The following is a 22,587-nucleotide window of genomic DNA, read 5'->3' as shown; positions in this document are numbered from 1 at the left end:
CATAACTGTTGTTAAAGTCGGTAATAACTTTACCAGTAGCGTTGAAGCTGGTGTCGAGAGTGCCATTGCTGTTGTAACGAGCGATCGCAAAGTCAGAATTGCTCCCGTTATCGCCGCTACTTCCCGACACCAGAATCTTGCCGTCATCTTGCACGGTGATGCTTTTGCCATCGTCATAACTGTTGTTAAAGTCGGTAATAACTTTACCAGTAGCGTTGAAGCTGGTGTCGAGAGTGCCATTGCTGTTGTAACGAGCGATCGCAAAGTCATAATTGCTCCCGTTATCGCTAGTTCCCGCCAGGAGAATCTTGCCGTCAGATTGAACGGTGATGCTTTTGCCACTGTCAGAACTTTTGTTAAAGTCGGTAGTAACTTTACCAGTAGCGTTGAAGCTGGTGTCGAGAGTGCCATTGCTGTTGTAACGAGCGATCGCAAAGTCATAATTGCTAACGTTATAGCTAGTTCCCCCCACCAGAATCTTGCCGTCAGATTGGACGGTGATGCTGTAGCCACCGTCAGAACTGTTGTAAAAGTCGGTAGTAACTTTACCAGTAGTGTTGAAGCTGGTGTCGAGAGTACCATTGCTGTTGTAACGGGCGATCGTCAAGTCATCATTGTTACCGTTATCGCTCTCTCCCGCCACCAGAATCTTACCGTCATCTTGCACAGTGATGCTGTAGCCAACAGCATTAGTGCCGTTAAAGTTGGTAGTAACTTTACCAGTAGCGTTGAAGCTGGTGTCGAGAGTGCCATTGCTGTTGTAACGGGCGATCGCAAAGTTATCATTGCTACCGTTATCGCTCTCTCCCGCCACCAGAATCTTGCCGTCAGATTGGACGGTGATGCTGTAGCCACTGTCATAACTATTGTTAAAGTCAGTAGTAACTTTACCAGTAGTGTTAAAGCTAGGGTCGAGATATACTTTTCCTAGTACTGAGGAGTAGGCTGCCATTACTTGTTTCTGGAACGCCAAAGGAGAAGCGATCGCCCCGGTACAGACTTCCAGTTCCCAGTTACCACCTAATAAAGCACTTCCCGTTAAGTCATTAGATGCCGCTACTACCGCACCAGTCAGTTCACTTAAACGATGGACAAATGCCATCCCTTGCTCTGTTTGAGCAACCTCACAACCATACAGCAGTAGTTGTGCATCTGCACTCAAGGTATTTGCCCAACCCATGAGTTGCCAAGCATAGCGATTGAGCAGTTCATGGCTAAGTTGACTGTTCCCCAAATAAACTCGCCCAGGTGCGCCGTGTGAAACAATGTGCAGGCTGTTAACTTCTCGATGAAATGCCAATACTTGGCTAATTTGCTCAATACCATCCCGGTTTGGATCTAGAACGACAATAGTCGTGTTGGGCAAAACACCTGCTACCAGACTTTGGTAGTTCTCAACCTGTGAGTCAATAAAAACTAGTTGAGTCGCAGGTATTTGCTCATGCAAGTCTTGATTTGCCTCAATATAGTTACCTACCATCAAGTAGAGTTTGTTATTACCGCCAATATTTGTCACTCCAACGGAATTAGGAGTTGTCCCAGCTAGGAAGTTAGTGGCATTCGTAAATGATCCGGTCATAATTATTTTGAAGTATGATATTTGGTTGCCTCATACCTGTTTCTATTGAGATTCCAAGATTTAGCAATCCTAATCATTGGTGAAAATTTGAAATTGTTGCTACCCTCCTTAATTCCCCAAGGCACTGAGGAAAGGGGGTATTTTTTTTACAACTAATTTAGGATTGCTATAGTTAGTAAAAGTAATATTCTTCTTGGTTAGCAAAGTGAGGCGCTATAAACTTTATTCTCGAAATTAGAATAAAACCTCAGTAAATACACTAGATTATATCCAGCTTACGACTTATGCAAAGGCTTTATTAGCGATCGCACAGTGCCAGTTGCGTAAGTCCTGTTCAGATGGGGATTCAAACCCCACCTGCAAACAAGCGACTACATCTCAGCTTTACTCGGCGCATGAAACCCGATGAAGTTGCCGCAAAACTTGGGGATGGTGAGACAACACCTCTTGTCCATTGTCCTATAATGGTCAGCTAAACTGAAGAAGAAATAGCTTAATAAGTTTTAATCATTCTGTTATGAGTACTGATTCACCTGTTAATTCTCCCGATCAGTCTGAATCCGCATTCGGGAAGCGTTTGAGAAACTTCTTAATTGTAATGGTAGCGATCGCCCTCAGCGTTGCCCTCGTCTTAGGATTACGAACTGAAAAAACCTCAGCTTCTCTTGCCAAATTAAGTGATGCGTCCACACCGTTAGAAGTAGCCGTCAGCAACGGCAAACCATCTCTAGTGGAATTTTATGCTGATTGGTGTACTGTCTGTCAGAAAATGGCACCGGATATCACTCAACTAGAAACACAGTATGCAGACAAGATGAATTTTGTCATGCTGAATGTGGATAATATCAAGTGGCTACCAGAAATGCTGAAATATCGGGTGGATGGGATTCCCCATTTTGTATTTTTGAGTCAGCAAGGGGAAACCATAGCCCAAGCGATCGGCGATCAACCTCGGAGGATTATGGCTAGCAACTTAGAAGCTTTAGTTACTGGTTCGTCTCTCCCCTATGCTCAAGCTAGCGGGAAAGTTTCCAAATTCTCAGCCCCAGTAGCACCAACAGCTAGTCAAGATGATCCCCGCACTCATGGCAGCCAAGTGGTAAATTAACACTTTGGAGGCACGGGGTAGCAGCCCCGGAGGGCGTGTACTTTTGCCTAAATGCTAATTTTATTTGAGAAAAGCAAAATAAGGTCCCGTATTTTTACGGGGTGAAGAAGATGCTTAATGTCGCTAGGTTATAGCAAATGAGATATCACTTGCTTTATTTATGTGTGTTTTTGAAATTCACTAGCCAGATAAGCATCAAAAAACCTTTGGTAATAGACCAGCTAGAAGCCAGCAAGTTCGGGAATTGCGGCTTTTAACTGGGGTTGGCACAAGAACAGTTAAAAGCAAAGTTGGGTGTCACGTATCCCACGATTAATCGGTGGGAAAACTTACGTACTACGCCTTCACCTTTGGCTATTTACCGATGTTTGGCTTCACTAAATCGACTGCACAAACAGAGATTTAATATGTGCGCTCGCCGATCGCCACACCGTCAGCTTTCTACTGTTGAGCCATTTACGCCAATTCAGACCTATGCACCCCTTGTTCAAAATAGTTCCCATTTTCAGCCTTGCGATCGCAACTTCCTTCCCCTTTTCATTAGTACAAGCACAAATCTCCAATCAAACCTGCCAAACTTTGTTGAACAACGAGCGCAGTTATGCCGACTGGTATCCGGTAAAGCCATTGCCCGAAACTGTTGCTACAGATGCAGTGGCACGTCAACTTGATGAACTCCAAGCGATCGCAGTATCACCCAGTTCCTTAGATTTAGCTATACAGCAGGAGTTAGGACAATGGTTGATCGAAAAGCCAGATCCAGGACCGCCTGACACAGGTGCTCCGGCCCGAATGGATGCATTGCTCAAAGCACTACCCAAGAGTCAGAAACCTCAACTCACTGCCATTTTCGACCAATTAGCAAATCGGATTGAAAAGTTGCCATCGTTGACTTTACGGGCAGAAATGACTGGCAAACTAGCAGGCTATTACCAACAGTTACAGGGTAATGACCGTGCTGGTCTACTTCTCAACCAGGCGATCGCCAAGGCATTAAAGTCTACCGATGTGCAAGGCCGCGCTGTTCAATTAACCAAGCTTCTTGATGCAGTTGTGGATCTGGGACTGTCCAAAGCTATTGTCCCACAGTTGCCGCAAATTGAAACCGTTCTTTCCCCTAGCGTCCCAAGTTTATCTTTAGCCCGCGTTTATGCCAACACCAACCAATCGCAAAAAGCACTTCTACTTGCCGACCGTCTTGCCAAAGCTACCCCCGCAGGACAAATCGTCAATTCAGACCTGATTGCGCTGTATCTACAATTAAATCAGCTATCACGAGCCAACCTTTATTTTAAAAGAACCTTTCCTGATGATGATGCTCCCTACGGACGTTTAGTTGCTGCTTACGATCGCGCTAAACAGACCGAACAGGCTGATAAACTCTTTAAGGATGGATTTAGTGTAGTGCACAGGGGGATGACAAACGATCACTTTTTGTCCGCCTACTTAAAAGCTGGGGGCAATCCCGATCGCCTTTTCACGGGGTTGCCGACACTTGAAGGAGTGGGAGTTATCGATTTGCGTAGCGACTATTCGTTGCCAGCCGCAGGCGAATATCGCCGCCGTAACCAACCTGAAAAAGCCTTAAGAGCGATCGCCCAATTCGTGCAACTTGCGGCATCTCGAAATTTGCGTCTTGACGACCTTCTAATGACAGCGATTAGCGATGGCAATCTCCTAGAAGCCAAAACAGCTTTTGAGCAATTACTTGCCCAGAACGCATTTGCAAAAGTTGAACCACCTATTAGCTTTGCTGCTGAAATTAATGCCCTAGATGCGATCGCACCTTTTGTTCAACGCTTGTCAAAAAACCCTGAGCGCCGGATTGAATTACTCCAATCTCTGGCAATTGCTTACGCTAAACAGAACCAACCCAACAAAGCCATCTCTATTGCAGAGCGGATTCCGCGTCAAAGGCCAGGGTATTCTTCTGCAATTGATACATTGGGACAGGTTGCCACAGTATTTGCCAAAAGTGGACAAAAAACTCCAGCTCAGATGATATTTGCGAAAGCTTTAAGCTTGTCATCAAACATCAAAGAAATTGAGACTCGTGCCGAAGCTTATGCAGCAATAGCTCGTGCTTATACTAATGCTGGAGAAACAGCCGCTGCGGAAACGACTCGTCAAACTGCTGTCAAATGGGCTTTATCGTCATCTACCGATCCCAATGTGATCTCTATGCCGTCCTTAATCTCGCAAGAGTTTTTGAGTGCCAATCAAGTCGAAGCAGCCTGGAAAACGCTCCAGGAGAATTCTCAGGATGCTTACAAAGACGCAAGCATTGGCAATCTGGTATCTACAGCGTTAGCAGTGGGTAATTTATCCATTGTTCAGCAAGTGGTTGATTTACAGTATAGCTACGGAGCGCCAGAATTATTTTTAGCTCAAGCATCTCAACTTGCTAAAGCTTACCTCGACCGCGATCGCCCTGAAGAAGCAATAAAAACGCTCGAACGGGCTGTAAATGTTCTCAATAACCAAAAGAAACCTAACGTCAGCCTTCTCCTACCAATTGTGCGACTTTATGCAAAAGCCGGACGCATCGATGTTGCTCGTCAGCTGATGACAAAGTTTCTGAATCCGATTTCATCTAATGATGTTTCTTGGCGACAAGAACTTCAGCAATATGTGGATTGCCACCAGAAAGCTTTTTTATAAATCTAGACCAAAGTTGTAAACAAGTCGCTTAAATGCAGCAATGCCACGCATCTTCGAGATTTCTTTATTATTTAATTTCAACTCTCGTCTGATCCGATTGGAGTTTTAAAACCGAGTTTTCTCGCCCTCTTCATCCAATAGATTGTCGCTTGAGATGTTTCTCAGCGTACATTAATTCGTCAGACCTGGCGATTAGTTCTTCTAGTGACATATTGCTTTCTGGTGAGTAACGCTCTATCCCTATACTCATCGAGAGTTCATAACTACGGTTTTGCTGTTGATTAAAGTTGGCGATATTTGCTTGCAGACACGCTTGGATGCTATCAGCGTCCTGAAAGTAGCTGGAGATGAAAACAATGAACTCGTCTCCACCTAAGCGAGCAACAATATCCGAGTTCGGAAAACTTTGCTTGAGTAATTGAGCAGCATCAACAATCAAGGCATCTCCCATGTCGTGACCAAGGGTGTCGTTAATCAGTTTTAGCCCATCTAAATCAATGAAGATCACCCAGCAAAAAACTTTCATGCAGTGAGCAGTCTTTAACTGTTGTTCAGCCAACAAAAAGAACCCACGTCGGTTATGCAAACCTGTTAGTTCATCTGTCAGCGATAACTGCCTTCCTTCCATCTCTGCTTGTTTGCGGTTGCGAACTTCCTGAATCAGTTCCATCTGAGCGATCACCTGCCGAGTTAGGCGGCGCAGTGCATCCAACTGCTCGTAACTTAGGATACGAGGAATGGTATCGATCACACACAACGCTCCGATCGCAAAACCATTAGGTGTAACTAGTGGGACACCAGCATAAAAACGAATATTGGGATTACCTTTGACTAGGGGATTGTTATTAAAGCGATCGTCCTTGAGCGCATTCGGAACCACTAATATATCGTCTGGTTGAAGAATGGCATAGGCACAAAAACCCAACTCTCTGGGTGTTTCCGTAGCTTTTAGTCCAACTTTAGATTTAAACCATTGGCGATCGGTATCTATTAAGCTAATTAAAGCAATTGGAGTCTTACAAATGTAGGCAGCAAGAGCAGTTAGGTCATCAAATGCTTGTTCAGGTAGGGTATCCAGAATATTGTAATCAGCCAATGCTTTGAGCCTTTCTGCTTCATTTTCAGGTAGAGGAGCAGCTTGTGTTTTTACAGATGAGTGTCTGAGCTTTAGCCAGGAAAGTCTGGTATGGTGGAAAATTTGCAACAAACGCCGGATTACCCCTATAGCATCAAGGCTGCGTGATCTAAACATCTGTGCAACAAAAGTTAATATTCGCTTGAATATAGAGAAATATTGTATTGCATGATGTTCTTCATGCCTTTGGTTTGCTCTGTTGCTCATATCACCCTAACTTTCACTGTACAAATTCCCTGAGTATATAGATCCTTACAAGCTCTTTTGCCCAAAGTCAGGTTGGAAATGATCAGTATATGCGAAAAATTATCAAAGCTTATTATACTGCCAGAGTTCTTCGTCACAACTTGACAAACAGGAGAAATTATAGTTATTAGCGTGGATGGAAAGGGTGTAATTATGCGTACAGAAGATTTACATCCAGATACTCAAAAACGAGTTTCTAAAAGAGCCGCACTCAAATCTATTAACACGGTGGAATAATTTTCTCTACCGGGAGCAATTTTCAGTATCAGATCAGGCTCGAATTAGTCTTTATATGACTCCAAAATCCCACTGCGAATCATTAGTTGCGGCCAAAATAACACAAAAAATCCCATCCACGTCACTACAGGGATAGAGACGAGAACTGTTAGCCAGATAGTTTTAAATAGTAACCAGCTACCACCAATCAGTGTTACACCTGTGAGAACTATAGACCAGGGCTGACACCACCAAGGTTTGTAATTCCACGGGCTTACGGGCTTTTGTTCAGACATTGATAAACTCCAAATTTTCCGGTTCTGGCATTTTAGACGATGGTAAATTACCAATTTACAACACAAAAAAAGCAACAATTAAGCGGTCTTAAAGAATCGAATAATTTCGCGGACATGATCAAGAAATTGCCCGTCAGTTGAAAGTTGCGCGATCGCATTTCTTGCCTCTCTTCCCAAACGCTCATGTTCAGTTTGATTTGTCGCCCGTAATTCTTCTAAATTAGCCGCCATTCGAGCTAAATCTCTGCGAGTTTCTTCGGCAAAGCGTTGTTGAGTCGCGGGTAAGGAATAAGATTGTTCCGGGTTGAGCTGCTCTTCCAATGACTGGATTTTTTGTTCCAATATAGAGAAGCGATCGCGCAGTTCAAAAATATCTTCGCGCGGATATTTCCATTCTTGGCGAATCATCGCTAACCGTGCATATAAATACTCATAAGCTCGAATCGCTGGACGCAGAATTGTTAATAACAAAGCTGCACCAGAACTGATATACCCAACCGTACTAATGCCAGTGGCAGCCAGAGTATAAAGACCAACGGCTGAGAATAAGTGTAAAGCAATGGCAACCCAGAGCGATCGCTTTGCCAACATTGTGACATACTTCACTTGTTTCTCATCGACTGAAATTCCTTTTTGAGTTGATTGTGCTGCTTCTGCTAAGACTTCTTTGGCTTGAAAATGCACATTCCACGGTACGGTAACAATTACCAACAGCCACCAAAAACTAGCACCACCAATCACCCAGTCAAGAAAGTTACCAGCAGGGATGTGCAACCATTGCAGTAAGCCAAAAGCCGCTAGCACCACAACCACAATTCCAGCAATGGAACTGATGAAAAAGTTAATATACATCTTGTCCTGTCTCCAGTGAAACTATCACCTCGATCATGACTGTAACCTAGCATTTATACGGAAATGGTTGTGATGGTTTTTCTAGTAGCACATATCCACCAACCCAAATGGGGAATTCACACATTAGCCATCCTCACCCATGAATGCCCTGTATTATCTTCATCAAATCTTATTATTTACCTAAAATCTTTAATAAAGCCTGCCGATAAATATTTATTCCTTGGTTATTCAAATGAGCGCCATCTTCTGAACTGAAGTTATCTTTCAAAGCATCGTTCTGATTTAACGACTCAACTTCTGAAATTTCAAATGGGATCTGATTTTTAACTGCAACTTGATTCATTACTTTATTAATCTGTTTTACCCGATAATTTGTTGCCGAAATTCTAGGATCAACACTTGCTGCAACTGTTGAGTAAAAAGCGGGAATTAAAAATATTTGATGACTGCCTAACTTTTGCACTAAGGAAATTGATTCTTGAAGTTTATTCGCAAACAAAGTATCACTCAATCCATACCAAGCATCATTCCCTCCAATAGCTATCACAGCTTTTTCACATTTAATTTTATTTGGAATTAGTAGTTTCAGCTGCTCAACAAGTGAAATTCCACTTAAACCATCTAAAGCAAAATTAAAAGTTCCTTTCCCCAGAGTTTTCCCTAGTTCAGCAGTTACAGAATCCCCAAATAAGCAAGCAGAAAATTCCTTTCCTTCCGTCACAAATTCCTGATATTGAACTGATATTTGCCATAAAGATGTAGAACTTAAGTTATCTTTAGGCGGGATTTCATTTGAAAATATATTTAACTTGCTTGCTATCTTTAACACTGCTGGAATGTTAATAACTAGTCTTTGACTGGGATAAGCTTCTAGAAAGCTAATAATTCCCAAACCTTCTTGAGAATTAGCTCCCAGAATAACAGCAGCGTTTAGTGCTTGTACCCCCGCGCTGTCACGACGAGCAATGCCTTGGGAAACAACTGATAGATTTTCTTTCGCAAGTTCTGTATTTAACAGCTTATCCAAAGCTGCAAGCTCAAGAGGCATTTTTACTTGTAGCGCTTGATGAAACTCTTTTTGTTCTGACAAACTGAAAAATTTGAGAACAAATTGCAAAGAAGAAGAAACTTCTCCCTTTTGTGCATACTTGCGTAAATCGGCTACAGGTAGCGATTCTTCAAACACTCCGTAGCGAAAAATAATTTTCTCAGCCGCAAAACAGGGGATTGAAGTTGTCTTCAATAGTATTACACAAGTAGATATACTCAGTACCAAATGATGTAAATATCTCATAAATCCTAGCAGAGTACTTCTTCAGCTTCTTATTTTGGCATTTTATTTCTCAAATAGATTTACTATTGTATTTAGAAATATTAGGACTTCTGCGGATAAAGCGATCGCCTCCCATGTTTGCAGAGCAGTTCTGGGACAAAGGAGAGCGTAGGCGCAGCCCGTCGTAGACATCGCTGTTTGCCAACTTTTCCTCTGATAATTTAAGTTCGGCATCACTTAAAAAATTCCCTTCATTAAAGCAAGAAATTTTTACTTAAAAAACACAAATTACGCGTATTTACTGATGAAAGCGGAGATTTTGCATGGTTAATATATAGCAAATAATACAGCATTGGCTGCTTAAGCTGCCAAGAAAATTAGCGGAATTATTTTAGTTTCTATATCTAACTGTTGACAGCAATTTTAAACATCATGTGAGGCATCTAATGAACGGTGATACAAACATGAGAACTAATCAGCAAGTCGTTGAAATCACAGGCGCTCCCGCCCAAGTTTGGGGAAATATCTTAGTGCCAGCAAGAGGAACAATTATTGTCAAAGTTACAGGCGATACTCTTGTTGGGACAGCAAAAACTGGGTTAGAAAAGAGAAACACTTGGATACGCATTCAAAATATTGATTCAGTAGAAACATTAGAAGCCCCTATTTATGCATTATTGGGTTTTGGAGGATTCCTAGCTTTTTCAGCTTTGGGTGCATTCAGTAACTCTTCTGTACTAGGTTTCATTTTACTTGTTGCAGCAGTAGCCCTAATTGTCTATGCAATAACTAATAAACGTCGATATTTAGCATTTTACAGTCATCGCAATGCAATTGTTATTTTTATGAATAAGTCCCCAGAACTTTATCAGCAGTTTGCTATGAATGTGCTGGCATTATCCCGCAGGTTAAATACACCTAGCAATACACAATCAAGACAGGCTCAAACTTCAATTCAAGCTTAGATAGTTATCAACGTGTACATGAGTTGAGAGGTTAGCGATCGCTCTATCAAATTTATAAATAAAAATAATATTGAACTACCAAATTAGTGAAGGAAAAGATGAAAATACAATCACCATTCTTAAAACTTTTATCAACTTTCTTAATTATCAATACATTAGCTTTATCATACTCACCAATATCAGCTAATATAACTCATAATCAAGCTAAATTTCAACCAGCTTCTCAAAAAAACGCATCAGCTATAAATACTATATCTGCTAAGATATTTATTCATGGTAATAATAATACTCCTATCAAGAATGCACAAGTAATATTAATAGGTAATAATAATACATATTTAGAAAGTTTAACAAATAATAATGGTATAGCTGAGTTGAAGATAAAGTCAAAGCAAAATTATACTCTTTTAGTTGCACATCAAAATTTTGCAGGCATAATAGTTAGAAATTTTTCTCCAAACAAGGATTCAGAAAAAAAACTGGAAAATAGAGGAAATGTTGGTTCTGTTATTTTTCCTAATAGCACTGGATACATTAAAGGTTTAAAAGGTCGTTTGAATCCCATTTTAGATACATCAGATAGAACTTATCTTTATGCTGATAATATAGCGGTGAATGGTGGTCAACAACAACCAGTAAATTTTCAAATTGGCAAACCACTAAACCTGGAAGATTCTGAAGCTTCTACCATGCAAATTACTATCCGATTTGCACAAGGTAATACTTTTCTTATTGAATTTGTAAAACCATCTTACTGATTTATTTCAAAGTGAACCAATTGATGAAGAAGCCAAGGAACGAGTATTACATGATTAAGCGATCTCTCCTACCGTTCTTAGAGGAAAAGTAGAGTATGCGATCGCCTCGCCCCCATAAAAAACCGTGTAAACATCTACCTATGGCTACTCTAATTCCCTTATTCAATAGCTGCTCAATGCGGATGACCCCTGGCGAGAGGAGGTTAGCGCAGCGCCTGGAGGAGAAATTAGAGGATGATTACCTGCGTGGTATGACGTGCCAGTAGGTAAAAAGCGTGTGCGTTCTGCAAACATGGACATTGCGCGGGAACTCGCCGGAGAATAAATAAACTATTGCGCCGTGGTATTCCTAAGACTTTAGGCTAGGGGATTCTAGCCTAAAGACAGGGGTGTTGACAGGGGATTTCTAATTTTTGGCTCATGTCACCTGATAATTCAGGTTTTATAATTAAAGTTAAAGGGGTTAGAGCATTAAGCATAAATGAGGTTAAAGGCTGTGAAGAAAATAGTTTTTGCTGCAATATTTAGTTTAATCGCTGGCTCAACATCTTTACTTTTTCCCCAAGCCGCTAAAGCTGATAGGGTTGTTTATTGTCATCCTGTTACTGACAATAGGGTACTCAAAGAATCGGCGCCTGACCACCCCCATGCTTATGCAAATGGTTATCGAGAAGGAGAACAAAGCGCTCGGAACAGAGAAGCTTATAAACCTCGGACTGCGGGAGGTGAATTTGCTCGTGGTTTTCAGGATGGTTATTTGAATCTACCTTATGCTGGGCAAGAGAATGTTGTATCTAAAACAATTGTGCAACAGACTACTCAGGTTTGTAATGAAGATGGTTATTACACCGTAGCGCCTCCTCCTGCTTACATCTACAACCCCTATGCCATCTACGGGTCGCCCTATCCTACTTTTGGCATCAACTTCGGATTTGGAAGAGGGGGCTACAGATGGGGTCACTATCGAAGATGGTAGAGGGTGGGGAGTTCCGCACTAGCCAGTTGTGGCGTTCGCGCAGCGTCTCGTAGAGAGGAAAACAGACATAGCGTCGGCCTGTTTCCTTAAGTGTTTCCTCGCTTGAAACTGAAAGGGGCGATCGCATTTTCACCTCAGCCAACAAATAACAATAACCAAAATCTGTATATTATGTAGTAAGATGCATTCGCAGAAATAGCTCCGAATTAAGCAGAATTATTACCAAATTTCACCATGATAAATAACTGGTTTGATACAGCTCGATTGGGGATGTTTATTCATTGGGGACATAGTTCTCAACAAGGGTGTGAGTTATCTTGGCCGTTAGTTGGGGGTGTATTCAGCCTTCCCTTTTGCCAAAATATTCCAGTTGATAAATATCACTACACAGCTAATACTTTCAATCCACAACAATACAATCCTCAAGAATGGGCACATTTAGCAAAAAGTCTAGGAATGAAATATGCCATATTAACAGCCAAGCATCATGATGGTTTTGCCCTATTTCATACCCAACAATCAGACTTTTCAATTGCATCTGCACCTTATAAAAAAGACATTGTACGTGAATTTATCGAAGCGATGCGCTCTGTAGGATTGCGTATTGGTCTTTATTTTTCTCTTAGTGACTGGCATCATCCTGACTATCCGGCTTTTACAGAGGCAGATAAACCTTATCGCTTTGACCAACTACCTCAACCTACACCACAACAGTGGGAGCGATATATTCAGTTGCTGTTCAATCAGATACGAGAATTATTGACCAACTACGGTCAAATTGACATCATTTGGTTTGATGGGAGTTGGGAACGCACTCCAGAGCAATGGCAAGCTCAAGAATTAGCAAAAATGATTCGTGATTTACAACCTAATATTCTCATTAACGATCGCCTACCTAATTGTGGAGACTTTGAAACTCCTGAGCAGTTTATTCCTCCTCAACCACCTGCTCATTCTTGGGAAACCTGTCTGACTATTAACGAGAGTTGGGGATATAACTCAGATGATTGCAACTTCAAATCCTCTCGTCAATTGATTCATACCCTTTGCGAAGTAGCAGGCAAAGGAGGCAACCTCTTGCTCAATGTTAGTCCAATGGGTAATGGACAAATCCCTCCTGAGCAGTTAGAGCGTCTCAAAGATATAGCCGATTGGATGTCTAGCCACTGTGAAAGTATACTTGATACAACCCCAGGATTAGAACCGTGGCAATTTTATGGCCCCTCAACTCGTAAGGGCGTTCGCATTTATCTACACCTATTAATGAAACCTTACGAGACAATATCAGTTAGGGGTATACCAATCAAACGAGTAAAATCTGTGTTTGTTCTTGCTGACGGCACAGCACTAACCTATACAAGTCGTTGTGCAATTATTGATTCTATCTTTAATTCTAATCCGTTAGGAGAATTAACAATTGATGTACCTGAATCAGTAATTAATCCATACGTTACAGTGATTTGTATTGATATTGATTCTTGAGTAATTAATGTAACGTCAGTTCGGGTTAAGGACTCAAATTTGATTACTTGGACAAAATAATAAGGCTTTTACACTGTCAAAACTAACGACAGAATAAAGGTTTCAGCTTCCCGCGAACTCAGGTTAATTTCTATCATTAAGTACCAATTACTGGATGAGATAGCTACGCCAAATTGATTGAGTACCTTTACTACCTTTTTCTGGAATTAGCGATCGCCAAGTTTTACCTTCTTGCTGAATTTGCAGGTAAACGTCAAAGGGTTGTTGTGGTTGCGTCAAGCGCCGTTTTGGTAGCTTAAGAATCAAGTCGTAGGTTCCCCGAACCCGGAAAGCTGGTAAATTTTCAATCGTCTGGGGTTGTTCCTGGGTAATTGATAGCCGCTTGATTTCAAATCCTTGAAAATCTAGATCCAACTGTTGGCTAAGTTTTTGTTGAGTTTGCTCTAGCCCAAGTGCGATCGCTTTTTGCACTAACTCGCTAGTCGGTAGCAGTCCAATACTGCCACAAGCTGTAACCAGCACCAGCAATATTGCTGTCAAAACTAACCGCACTATATTATTCACTGCCTAATCTGCTATTTTCGTCCTTATCAGTTTAACCGGACGGGCTGCTGCTTTTTCTGCGTCGAGTAACTCCTTTCCTTTTCAGCAATATTATTTTTTAAGCGCGTTCGCCGAACCTCAAAGAGTCCGATCTTTAATCCCTCTCCTTAGTAAGGAGAGGGACAGGTTTTACTACGTAAAACCAGGGTGAGGTTTTTCAGGGGCTATGAGACTTAACCGTAAATTGCCTCATCAAAGACTTGTGTGTACACCGTAGGCGTAAGCAGAGGGGAGTGTTTGCTTTACTCAAATACGGGGTGAGGTTGCACCGAAGCGAGAACCGCTAAATACTAGTAAAGGCACGGTAGAACCGTGCCCTAATTCGCAAAAAGTATTATTTTGACAGGTTTTTGCTTTACAGTAAATTTAATACTGGCGTAAAAGTGCAGATAATGAACTATCTTTACGAAGATCCATCAATTCTGCCAAAGGTTCTGTGCGCTTATCCAAGTGGTGCTTGTGTTCTGCTGGTAGAACTGTCACCAGATGTTTTGTTTTCGGTTGCATCTGCATAAGGGGCATCAGTTGTTGCTGTGGCACAAAAATTGGCTGGTTCTTGGGAAGCTGTGGTTCCAATTTTTGGTAATTGCTCTGTGCCAAGCGTACCTGATGGCGGTTAATCTGTTTTTGGACTTTTTGCGGCTGCTTCATCCACTTGAGCATTCGGAAAATCAGCAAGCAACCACTACCACAACTGAGGACGATCGCCGCCACCATCCATAAAGGTGTAGGATTACTGTTCTCAGAGGGCGCATTGATTGGTTCTTCAACTATAACTGGGATTTTTTCTGGTTCTTCTTGTGCTACCGGGCCAGCGTTACCTAAGCTATACAGGGCAAAGGCACCACCTGCCATAAACATGGCTAAAAATCCAGTTAACAATAGCCAAGGATGATGTGCAACCAAATATATCAGAACATTCGAGCTTTTTCTTAGTCTCGATTTCCTGTTTGTCAGCTCTGGAGTAGCCCGTCTTAGTTGGGTTGGCTCGCGCTGTACACTCTGACTTTTTTCCATGATTACTTTCAGATTTGTACCCCTCTAGTCAATAAATTGTACTGGAGGAGTCAAGCATCAGGTATCCGTAAAAAAATTCAGATTTCAGTAGCTTTTTTGTAAAATATACGTTACCAAATCTGGCTAACTTTTGCCACAATTCTGTATTTCTGATGACTTTTTGCCGTAATAATCTGAAATCAGTTCGCTTATTTTCTCCATCAGCTAGGAGAATGTCTAGCGATCGCCAGTTGAATTAACCGATCAACTAACTCTGGAAAGGAGACTCCACTATCAGCCCAGAGTTGGGGATACATACTCGTCGCAGTAAAGCCTGGTAAGGTATTGATTTCGTTAATCAAAACTTCTTTTGTCGCTTCCACATAGAAAAAATCTACCCTTGCCAACCCCGCAGCGTCAACAGCTGCAAAAGCTTGCAAAGCCATATCCTGAATTTTACGAGCGATCGCATCTGGAATTGGTGCAGGTATCAGTAAATCTGCTCTACCTTCAGTATATTTAGTTTCATAATCATAAAAATCGCTGTCATAAGTAATCTCTCCAATGACAGAGGCTTGGGGTTGATCATTACCTAAAACGGCACACTCGACTTCCCTCGCTACAACACCAGCTTCTACAACTAGCCGTCGATCATAACTGGCAGCATTATCTAAAGCGGCTTCTAATTCTGGACGCGATCGCACTTTGGCAATACCCACTGATGAACCCAAATTAGCAGGTTTAACAAAAGCCGGATAACCTAATGCTGCCTCAATTTCATCACAGAGTTTCGGAAATACGCAAGGATTAGACCAAACTTGCGCTCTAGTTATCGCCTTGTATTTTACCTGCGCTAGTCCGGCTTGCTCAAAAGCCATTTTCATGGCAATTTTATCCATTCCCATTGCCGAACCTAACACCCCAGAACCAACAAAGGGGACTTGCATCAAAGTGAGTAACCCTTGAATTGTCCCGTCTTCACCGTTGGGGCCGTGGAGAATGGGAAACCAAACATCCACTTGGGCAACTTGAGAGGGAGATTGCCACTTGCTGAGGATTTGGGCTTGAGGGTTGGATGTCAAATGTCCTTGGTAAGTTGATTGTTCAGATTCCAGTAGTGGACTGCCGGTTTCCAAAACCTTTTGGGGTGCTTCTCCGGCAAGCCAGCGTCCATCTTTTTGGATATAAAAAGGCAGTATTTCGTACTTATTAGCATTTTCCTGTGCACTTAAGGCTTTAGCGATCGCCCGTGCTGAATTGATCGAAACTTCATGTTCTCCCGAACGACCGCCAAACAGTAACCCCACGCGCAGCTTAGTCATTTTCGGTTCCTCGACACTTCTCAAGGAGATAGCGTATCACAACCTACAAAAGTTGCCATATTTTTCTATATTATTTTATTGCCTTTGCCTCCTGCCCCCTGCCTCCTTGCCTCCTGTCTCCAATTAAAACAATCGTGTGATCAGCTACAGTTATATTCCAGGAAAATGGGCAACAATATTGATAGATAACTAGAAATGCAGCTTTAACTATAAAAGATGCTGCCGTTTCATGAAACCCCGAATTATTGTTTGTGGCTTAGGACGTACCGGATATAAAACCTTTCGTTTGCTGAGACACCAGGGAGCCTCCGTTGTTGGCATTCATCACCAATCTATCCCTGGCGAAACAGCACCAGATGTAATTGTTGGCGATTTACAAGCAGCTTCTACCCTAACAGCAGCCGGAATTCAACAGGCAGACACTTTAGTAATCGCTGGATCTAAAGATGCTCTGAATTTGTCAATAATGATGCAAGCGCGGGTGCTGAATCCCCAGATTCGGATTATCAACCGTTTTTATAATACAAATTTGGGGGAGCGCCTAGATCAAAGTTTGCCAGATCATTTGAGTCTGAGTGTTGTAGGATTAGCAGCACCCGTATTCACTTTTGCAGCACTGGGAAACCGAGCGATCGGACAAATTAAATTATTTCAGCAAACTTGGCCGATTCACGAAGAATACATTGATGAAAACCACTTCTGGAAAGGTTTAAAGCTGAGTGAATTGTGGGAAGACCGATCGCGGATGCTAATTTATTACTTGCCAGTAGAAGGTGAGATGGATTTGGTGTCAGGTGTAATATCTGGACAAGAGATCAGGGTGGGCGATCGCTTAATTGTTGGTACACAACCCCGCATCCGTTCTCCCCGGAGATCATTGATTAAAAAACTGCTGAAAGTCCTAACTAATCTGAGGCAGTTTCAGCAACACGGGCGATCGGTAATCGTGGGTGCGATTGTACTATTGGCGGTTATTGGGATTGCTACACTCACCTATATGTCGGCTGAGTTGAATGTGTCTGCTGTGGATGCTCTATATTTTTCTGTAGGCATGATTACCGGAGCGGGTGGTAATGACAAAGTAGTAGAAAATGCTCCTAACAGTATTAAGTTATTTACTGTTGTGATGATGCTAGTTGGAGCAGTGGTGATTGGTATTTGGTATGCAATGCTCACCGATTTTGTCTTAGGAAGCCGCTTTAAGCAATTTTGGGATGCAGCCCGAATTCCCCAGCGATCGCACTATATTGTCTGTGGACTGAGTGGTATTGGGCTAAGAATTGTCCAGCAACTCCACGCCAGTGGACATGAAGTTGTAGTAGTTGAACCCGACTCCAACAACAAATATATCAACACCGCCCGCGAACTCGGTATTCCTGTGATTCAGGGTGATGCCAGTTTCCGCACAATACTTAAAGCCAGCAATATAGACTCTGCCGCCGCAGTCCTTGCTGTTACTAGCAATGATGCTACCAATCTGGAAATTGCCCTCAAAGCCAAAGGCTTGACACCCAGCATTCCGGTGATTGTTCATTATGCCGATCCCGATTTTGCTGGCATAGCCCAACAGCTATTTGGCTTCGAGGCCGTACTGAGTTCGGCTGAACTAGCAGCCCCAGCTTTTGCTGCTGCTGCACTAGGGGGACGCATCCTTGGCAATGGCATCACAGCAGATAGTCTTTGGGTGGCTTTTGCAACTGTGATTACACCTTCACACGCCTTTTGTGGTAAGTGGGTGAAAGATGTAGCTATGTCTGCTGAATGTGTCCCTTTATACGTAGAAAAAAACCACCAAAGCCTTCATGGCTGGGACTTATTAGAAACTAATCTCGATATTGGAGATGTTTTATATATGACGATGCCAGCGACGCGGCTATATCAATTGTGGCGGGACAAGGGAGTTTGCGAATCAGACGTTTAAGGCGATTCCCACAGCCATTGCACCCCACCCCGCTTGTGGGGCTACGGTGTAGACACAAGTAAGTCCGCAGCCATATCTTTATTTATTAATTTAGGACTTACGCACTGTACAAAATAATCATGTTGTGTATTAACGTAAATACGCCGTTCAGGTTTTTATTAATCAATTCATTGATGGTAAATAGACCCGCCTCGTAGGCGAAATTCATGAATTGCTCCTACGACGAATGTGGTTTTTCAAATCATCTATACTTGGTCTTTTCTGTCAATGCGTAAGCCCTATAATTAATAAATCTCGCACTGCGTTTCTATCCCGCCTCGGAATTCATTCCGAGTCTCATAGCGAAAGTCCACGCTTAGTAGACTAAATGATCAATTCAGTCCACTAAGCGTGGACTTTCGCTATCAGCCCTGATCTTTAGTTCTGGGCGGGATGTCGGTCAGTGTAACAGTTTCTAACGCACCACCCAAAGGTTTTGGTGTCGTACTCTCGGCAATAACAAACCCTACAAGAATCATCCCTTGATTCAGCAACGCCAGCAATCCTTATTTCCCACCCACTCTCATTTATTTTTTAACTACTCGTTGTTGATATTCCTGCTCAGTGATCATATCGAGAGTGTTCTCTAAACGATCTACAAATAAAATACCGTCGAGATGATCATATTCGTGTTGAAAGATCCGAGCGATAAAATCGGTTAATTCTTGCTTTTGTAAGTTGCCTTGACAGTCAGTGTATTCCACTTCAATAGCTTTATACCGAGGAACTAACCCCCTAATTCCTGGAACACTTAAACAACCTTCCCAATCTTTGACAACTTCAGTTGAATGAGCAATGATTTTGGGATTAATCATGGCAGTAGGTTCCATTTCCGGGGCGTTGGGATACCTAGCATTAGGATGGGAAGCCACAATAAATAAACGATAGGATTGTGCTACTTGAGGCGCAGCAATTCCTACGCCGTTAGCCTTGGCAACAGTGGCGATTAAGTCTTCAATTAATTTTTGGATATGCTCATCTTGAATATTCTCTACCCAAGCAGCTTTTTGGCGCAATGTTGGATTGCCTAATTGAATTATTGGCTCTAATTCAGTCATCATAAACCTCCTTTAGGGAATTGGGCATTGGGCATTGGGAGTAGGAAAATTTTTATAACTCCTAACTCCTGTACAGACGCGATTAATCGCGTCTCTAATCCTAACTTCTAACTTCATAACTCCTAACTTTAGCCTTCACGTTTCATGGGCAAAGCAGCAGGTTGGACACTTACTTGGACAATTTGCCCATTGCGTTCAACTTCTAATGGTAACTTAGTACCGATTTTGCTGTTTTCTACTAGCTTTTGTACTTGTTCAATTTTAGTAACAGGCTGGTTATTAATGCTTTTAATCACATCACCAACTCGTAGTCCAGCTACAGATGCAGGCGATCGCGGTACAATTTGAACCAGCAAAACGCCCTGATCTGCTTTAAGATTTAAGCGATCGCCTGCATTATTTTTTATTCTTTCTTTAATTTCTGGTGTCAGTGTCACCATCTGAACACCCAAATAAGGATGATCGACTTTACCCGTAGCAATTAATTCTTGGGCAATTTTTTGCACAGTATTAATGGGAATAGCAAATCCTAAACCTTGAGCGCCTTGAATAATCGCTGTGTTCATCGCAATTACTTGGCCACGCGTATTTAATAGCGGCCCACCAGAGTTACCAGGGTTAATCGCAGCATCCGTTTGGATGTAATCAACCCGCTTGTCACTAGCACCGATATCGCTACTAGAACGACCTGTAGCACTAATAATCCCAGAAGTGACGGTATTATTCAAGCCTAATGGATTACCAATGGCAATTACAGCCTCTCCTGGTTGCAAAGCATCGGAGTTACCCACAGATAGAGTTGGCAGATTATTAGCATCAATTTTGATCGCCGCCACATCCGTTACTGGGTCTTCACCCAACACTTTACCATCAAAAGTCCGGCCATCTTTGAGTGTGACAGTCACTCTATCAGCACCATCTACCACATGAGAATTGGTCACAATTTGACCTGAAGAATTAATGATAAATCCAGAGCCACTACCCCGCTCTACCCGTTGTCTAGCTTGTGGCGCACCGTCTCCAAAAAACCGCCGGAAAAATGGATCTTCGTTAAATTCGTCTGGTACGCGAGAAGTAATTGTTCGGGAAGAATCAATGCGAACTACCGCAGGCCCCACCTGTTGCACTACTTTCACGATAAAATTAGGATCTCCAGAAGAGATAATTGGTGGGGCGACAATTAGTGGATTAGGTTCTATTGTCTTTTGGGCTTGAGTATCGCTTGGCTGAGTCTGAAAGGTCTTGGCTGGTACAAGAGAGCAGCTTCCCAAGAACACCACTGCTATCCCATATGAGAGCATCCCCAGAATATTATTTGCTCCCCATCTGTGGGGCAAACCCCTGGTATGAATATTTTTGGGCGCTGAGTGATGGTTTGTGATCTTCATGTGTCCTTGCTTCTCCGTGTCAGTCAGTGGGTGTTAGGATCTTGCCTACCGAGTATGTCCCAAAATCATTACAACTTAAAGCTTATTCTAGGTCTAGCGTGTCTCAATGCTAAATTAGTGCTTTCTCTTCTATTGTGACGATTAGTAGCAAAGGTGGTGGATAATGGAAATTCCCATAGAAATTCTGTGGAGTCAGGTACTAGAGCGTCTACAGCTTGAACTATCTCGCCCCACCTTTGAAACTTGGATCAAAACTGCTAGTGCAGAGCGATTAGAAAATAATTGCTTGGTAATCCGCACTCCTAACCCATTTGCTCGTAATTGGTTACAGAAGTATTACATCAACACCATTGCTCATGTAGTACAAGATATTCTCGGTCATCCTGTGGGAATTTATATTACCGTTGCTCAAGGTGATGAAGTTTCTCATTTTAGTGAACGAGAGGTTTCTTGGGAATCACCAAATCCCAGCAGTATTTCTGAAGCTATTCCTAATCACAATCAAAAAACTACTCAATTAAACTCTAAATATGTCTTTTCGAGATTTGTAGTTGGTGCTAACAATCGGATGGCTCACGCTGCTTCTTTGGCAGTTGCAGAATCTCCAGGTAGGGAGTTTAATCCTTTATTTTTATGCGGTGGCGTAGGTTTAGGTAAAACTCATCTTATGCAAGCTATTGGTCATTATCGCTGGGAAATTCGTCCTGATTGTAAAATATTTTATGTTTCAACTGAGCAGTTTACTAATGATTTAATTACAGCAATCCGCAAAGATAGTATGCAAACTTTTCGAGAGCATTACCGTGCTGCTGATGTTTTATTAGTTGATGATATTCAGTTTCTGGAAGGGAAGGAATACACCCAAGAAGAATTCTTTTATACTTTTAATACTTTACATGAAGCTGGTAAACAAGTTGTGATTGCTTCTGATCGTCCTCCTAACCAAATTCCTAGTTTGCAAGAACGTCTTTGTTCTCGGTTTTCTATGGGGTTAATCGCAGATATTCAAAAGCCGGATTTAGAAACTAGAATGGCAATTTTGCAGAAAAAAGCCGAGGATGAAAATATTAGTCTTCCCCGCGATGTAATTGAGTATATTGCTTCTAACTATACTTCTAATATTAGAGAATTAGAAGGAGCTTTAATTCGGGCAGTGGCTTATATTTCCATTTGGGGCTTACCGATGACGGTGGAAAATATCACACCAGTTTTAGAACCTCCTAACGAAAAAATAGCAGCTACCCCAGAAGCCATTTTAAAGGTTGTAGCTGGTAATTTCGATCTTTCAATAGACGACCTCAAAAGTAACTCACGACGAAGAGAGATTAGCTGGGCGCGTCAAATAGGAATGTATCTCATGCGTCAACATACGTCTCTGAGTTTGCCGAGAATTGGAGAAGAGTTTGGTGGTAAAGACCATACGACGGTGATCTACAGTTGCGATAAAATTACCCAACTTCACCAGAGCGATCGCACTTTAGCACAAACCCTACGCCACCTGAGCGATCGCATCAACATGACTAGCCGTTCCCAAAAACCATCCTGAAGATGTATTTTAAGTTTTCCACAACCAGCACTCTGATAATTAGCATTGACGGCTAAATAATTACTCGAAAATATTAAGTAATGTATAAAAATTGATTAAATTTAACTTAGATTAGGGAAAAAACATTACTTTTTCTGGAAAAATCTGTCGAAAACTTGATATTTTCT

The 22,587-nt window shown here is 42.1% G+C and carries 19 protein-coding genes and 1 pseudogene; 9 read left to right on the top strand and 11 right to left on the bottom strand.

The window, feature by feature from the left end; translation table 11 throughout:
- On the bottom strand, positions 1-1,579 hold a 1,579-nt coding region (locus V7K31_RS02380; RefSeq protein WP_335092358.1), incomplete at its 3' end, for a DUF4347 domain-containing protein.
- Positions 1,580-2,096: 517 nt separating this feature from the next.
- Between V7K31_RS02380 and V7K31_RS02375 the strand changes: the two genes are divergently transcribed.
- From V7K31_RS02375 to V7K31_RS02365, 3 genes and pseudogenes are all read left to right on the top strand, one after another.
- On the top strand, positions 2,097-2,687 hold the full coding sequence (locus V7K31_RS02375) for a thioredoxin family protein (RefSeq protein WP_335092357.1): 591 nt from the start codon (positions 2,097-2,099) through the stop codon (positions 2,685-2,687).
- Between the two features lie 263 nt (positions 2,688-2,950).
- Positions 2,951-3,010: pseudogene (locus V7K31_RS02370) on the top strand (helix-turn-helix domain-containing protein); the annotation flags it as partial.
- A 151-nt stretch (positions 3,011-3,161) separates the two neighbouring features.
- A complete protein-coding gene (locus tag V7K31_RS02365; protein WP_335092368.1) occupies positions 3,162-5,348 on the top strand; it encodes a hypothetical protein in 2,187 nt (728 codons plus the stop codon).
- A 130-nt stretch (positions 5,349-5,478) separates the two neighbouring features.
- On the opposite strand, the gene V7K31_RS02360 is transcribed toward V7K31_RS02365, so the two are convergent.
- The 5 genes from V7K31_RS02360 to V7K31_RS02340 all read right to left on the bottom strand — a co-directional run bounded on the left by V7K31_RS02360 (position 5,479) and on the right by V7K31_RS02340 (position 9,571).
- Positions 5,479-6,600: a sensor domain-containing diguanylate cyclase gene (locus V7K31_RS02360; RefSeq protein ID WP_335092356.1), complete on the bottom strand. Its 1,122-nt coding sequence runs from the start codon at positions 6,598-6,600 to the stop codon at positions 5,479-5,481.
- A 410-nt stretch (positions 6,601-7,010) separates the two neighbouring features.
- On the bottom strand, positions 7,011-7,241 hold the full coding sequence (locus V7K31_RS02355; protein ID WP_334825845.1) for a DUF6737 family protein: 231 nt from the start codon (positions 7,239-7,241) through the stop codon (positions 7,011-7,013).
- A 78-nt stretch (positions 7,242-7,319) separates the two neighbouring features.
- Positions 7,320-8,093, bottom strand: a complete 774-nt coding sequence (locus V7K31_RS02350; protein ID WP_335092355.1) for a hypothetical protein — start codon at positions 8,091-8,093, stop codon at positions 7,320-7,322.
- Between the two features lie 172 nt (positions 8,094-8,265).
- Positions 8,266-9,387, bottom strand: a complete 1,122-nt coding sequence (locus tag V7K31_RS02345; RefSeq protein WP_335092354.1) for an alpha/beta hydrolase — start codon at positions 9,385-9,387, stop codon at positions 8,266-8,268.
- A 49-nt stretch (positions 9,388-9,436) separates the two neighbouring features.
- The gene (locus tag V7K31_RS02340) at positions 9,437-9,571 is read right to left on the bottom strand and encodes a hypothetical protein (protein ID WP_335092353.1); all 135 of its coding nucleotides are present in this window, start codon (positions 9,569-9,571) and stop codon (positions 9,437-9,439) included.
- Positions 9,572-9,812: 241 nt separating this feature from the next.
- Here V7K31_RS02340 and V7K31_RS02335 point away from each other — a divergent pair, with 241 nt between their 5' ends.
- The 4 genes from V7K31_RS02335 to V7K31_RS02320 all read left to right on the top strand — a co-directional run bounded on the left by V7K31_RS02335 (position 9,813) and on the right by V7K31_RS02320 (position 13,547).
- A complete protein-coding gene (locus V7K31_RS02335; RefSeq protein ID WP_335092352.1) occupies positions 9,813-10,331 on the top strand; it encodes a hypothetical protein in 519 nt (172 codons plus the stop codon).
- 98 nt (positions 10,332-10,429) lie between these two features.
- Positions 10,430-11,089, top strand: a complete 660-nt coding sequence (locus V7K31_RS02330) for a hypothetical protein (protein ID WP_335092351.1) — start codon at positions 10,430-10,432, stop codon at positions 11,087-11,089.
- A gap of 496 nt (positions 11,090-11,585) precedes the next feature.
- A complete protein-coding gene (locus V7K31_RS02325) occupies positions 11,586-12,065 on the top strand; it encodes a hypothetical protein (RefSeq protein ID WP_335092350.1) in 480 nt (159 codons plus the stop codon).
- Positions 12,066-12,299: 234 nt separating this feature from the next.
- Positions 12,300-13,547, top strand: a complete 1,248-nt coding sequence (locus tag V7K31_RS02320; protein ID WP_335092349.1) for an alpha-L-fucosidase — start codon at positions 12,300-12,302, stop codon at positions 13,545-13,547.
- 147 nt (positions 13,548-13,694) lie between these two features.
- Here the strand turns inward: V7K31_RS02320 and V7K31_RS02315 are convergent, their stop codons facing one another.
- From V7K31_RS02315 to V7K31_RS02305, 3 genes are all read right to left on the bottom strand, one after another.
- Positions 13,695-14,102 (bottom strand): hypothetical protein, encoded by a 408-nt coding sequence (locus tag V7K31_RS02315; RefSeq protein WP_335092367.1) that lies wholly within the window; start codon positions 14,100-14,102, stop codon positions 13,695-13,697.
- A 414-nt stretch (positions 14,103-14,516) separates the two neighbouring features.
- On the bottom strand, positions 14,517-15,011 hold the full coding sequence (locus tag V7K31_RS02310) for a hypothetical protein (RefSeq protein ID WP_335092348.1): 495 nt from the start codon (positions 15,009-15,011) through the stop codon (positions 14,517-14,519).
- 356 nt (positions 15,012-15,367) lie between these two features.
- Positions 15,368-16,468 carry a D-alanine--D-alanine ligase family protein gene (locus V7K31_RS02305; RefSeq protein WP_335092347.1) on the bottom strand — a complete coding sequence of 367 codons (1,101 nt, stop codon included), beginning with the start codon at positions 16,466-16,468 and terminating at the stop codon, positions 15,368-15,370.
- 229 nt (positions 16,469-16,697) lie between these two features.
- On the opposite strand from V7K31_RS02305, the gene V7K31_RS02300 reads away from it, so the two are divergent.
- Positions 16,698-18,389 carry an NAD-binding protein gene (locus tag V7K31_RS02300; RefSeq protein WP_335092346.1) on the top strand — a complete coding sequence of 564 codons (1,692 nt, stop codon included), beginning with the start codon at positions 16,698-16,700 and terminating at the stop codon, positions 18,387-18,389.
- A gap of 566 nt (positions 18,390-18,955) precedes the next feature.
- On the opposite strand, the gene def is transcribed toward V7K31_RS02300, so the two are convergent.
- Together def and V7K31_RS02290 are read right to left on the bottom strand one after the other, a co-directional pair.
- Positions 18,956-19,486, bottom strand: coding sequence for a peptide deformylase (gene def, locus V7K31_RS02295; protein ID WP_335092366.1), 531 nt, complete (start codon positions 19,484-19,486; stop codon positions 18,956-18,958).
- A 128-nt stretch (positions 19,487-19,614) separates the two neighbouring features.
- Positions 19,615-20,874: an HhoA/HhoB/HtrA family serine endopeptidase gene (locus tag V7K31_RS02290; protein WP_335092345.1), complete on the bottom strand. Its 1,260-nt coding sequence runs from the start codon at positions 20,872-20,874 to the stop codon at positions 19,615-19,617.
- A gap of 163 nt (positions 20,875-21,037) precedes the next feature.
- Here V7K31_RS02290 and dnaA point away from each other — a divergent pair, with 163 nt between their 5' ends.
- Complete coding sequence (gene dnaA / locus V7K31_RS02285; protein ID WP_335092344.1) at positions 21,038-22,420, top strand: chromosomal replication initiator protein DnaA; 1,383 nt, start codon at positions 21,038-21,040, stop codon at positions 22,418-22,420.
- Positions 22,421-22,587 lie beyond the last annotated feature (167 nt).

It is taken from the genome of Nostoc sp., from assembly GCF_036917675.1.
In the GTDB taxonomy this organism is placed as follows: domain Bacteria; phylum Cyanobacteriota; class Cyanobacteriia; order Cyanobacteriales; family Nostocaceae; genus Nostoc.
This window is presented reverse-complemented; position numbering and strand designations above follow the sequence as displayed.

What these genes read in the sequence shown, in the direction of transcription:
- V7K31_RS02335 (WP_335092352.1), top strand. Translation starts at nt 9,813, where the DNA reads ATGAACGGTGATACAAACATGAGAACTAATCAGCAAGTCGTTGAAATC.
- dnaA (WP_335092344.1), top strand. Translation starts at nt 21,038, where the DNA reads ATGGAAATTCCCATAGAAATTCTGTGGAGTCAGGTACTAGAGCGTCTA.
- V7K31_RS02350 (WP_335092355.1), bottom strand. Translation starts at nt 8,093, where the DNA reads ATGTATATTAACTTTTTCATCAGTTCCATTGCTGGAATTGTGGTTGTG.
- V7K31_RS02320 (WP_335092349.1), top strand. Translation starts at nt 12,300, where the DNA reads ATGATAAATAACTGGTTTGATACAGCTCGATTGGGGATGTTTATTCAT.
- V7K31_RS02300 (WP_335092346.1), top strand. Translation starts at nt 16,698, where the DNA reads ATGAAACCCCGAATTATTGTTTGTGGCTTAGGACGTACCGGATATAAA.
- V7K31_RS02330 (WP_335092351.1), top strand. Translation starts at nt 10,430, where the DNA reads ATGAAAATACAATCACCATTCTTAAAACTTTTATCAACTTTCTTAATT.
- V7K31_RS02345 (WP_335092354.1), bottom strand. Translation starts at nt 9,387, where the DNA reads ATGAGATATTTACATCATTTGGTACTGAGTATATCTACTTGTGTAATA.
- V7K31_RS02305 (WP_335092347.1), bottom strand. Translation starts at nt 16,468, where the DNA reads ATGACTAAGCTGCGCGTGGGGTTACTGTTTGGCGGTCGTTCGGGAGAA.
- V7K31_RS02310 (WP_335092348.1), bottom strand. Translation starts at nt 15,011, where the DNA reads ATGTTTATGGCAGGTGGTGCCTTTGCCCTGTATAGCTTAGGTAACGCT.
- V7K31_RS02355 (WP_334825845.1), bottom strand. Translation starts at nt 7,241, where the DNA reads ATGTCTGAACAAAAGCCCGTAAGCCCGTGGAATTACAAACCTTGGTGG.
- V7K31_RS02290 (WP_335092345.1), bottom strand. Translation starts at nt 20,874, where the DNA reads ATGAAGATCACAAACCATCACTCAGCGCCCAAAAATATTCATACCAGG.
- V7K31_RS02365 (WP_335092368.1), top strand. Translation starts at nt 3,162, where the DNA reads ATGCACCCCTTGTTCAAAATAGTTCCCATTTTCAGCCTTGCGATCGCA.
- V7K31_RS02375 (WP_335092357.1), top strand. Translation starts at nt 2,097, where the DNA reads ATGAGTACTGATTCACCTGTTAATTCTCCCGATCAGTCTGAATCCGCA.
- def (WP_335092366.1), bottom strand. Translation starts at nt 19,486, where the DNA reads ATGACTGAATTAGAGCCAATAATTCAATTAGGCAATCCAACATTGCGC.
- V7K31_RS02360 (WP_335092356.1), bottom strand. Translation starts at nt 6,600, where the DNA reads ATGTTTAGATCACGCAGCCTTGATGCTATAGGGGTAATCCGGCGTTTG.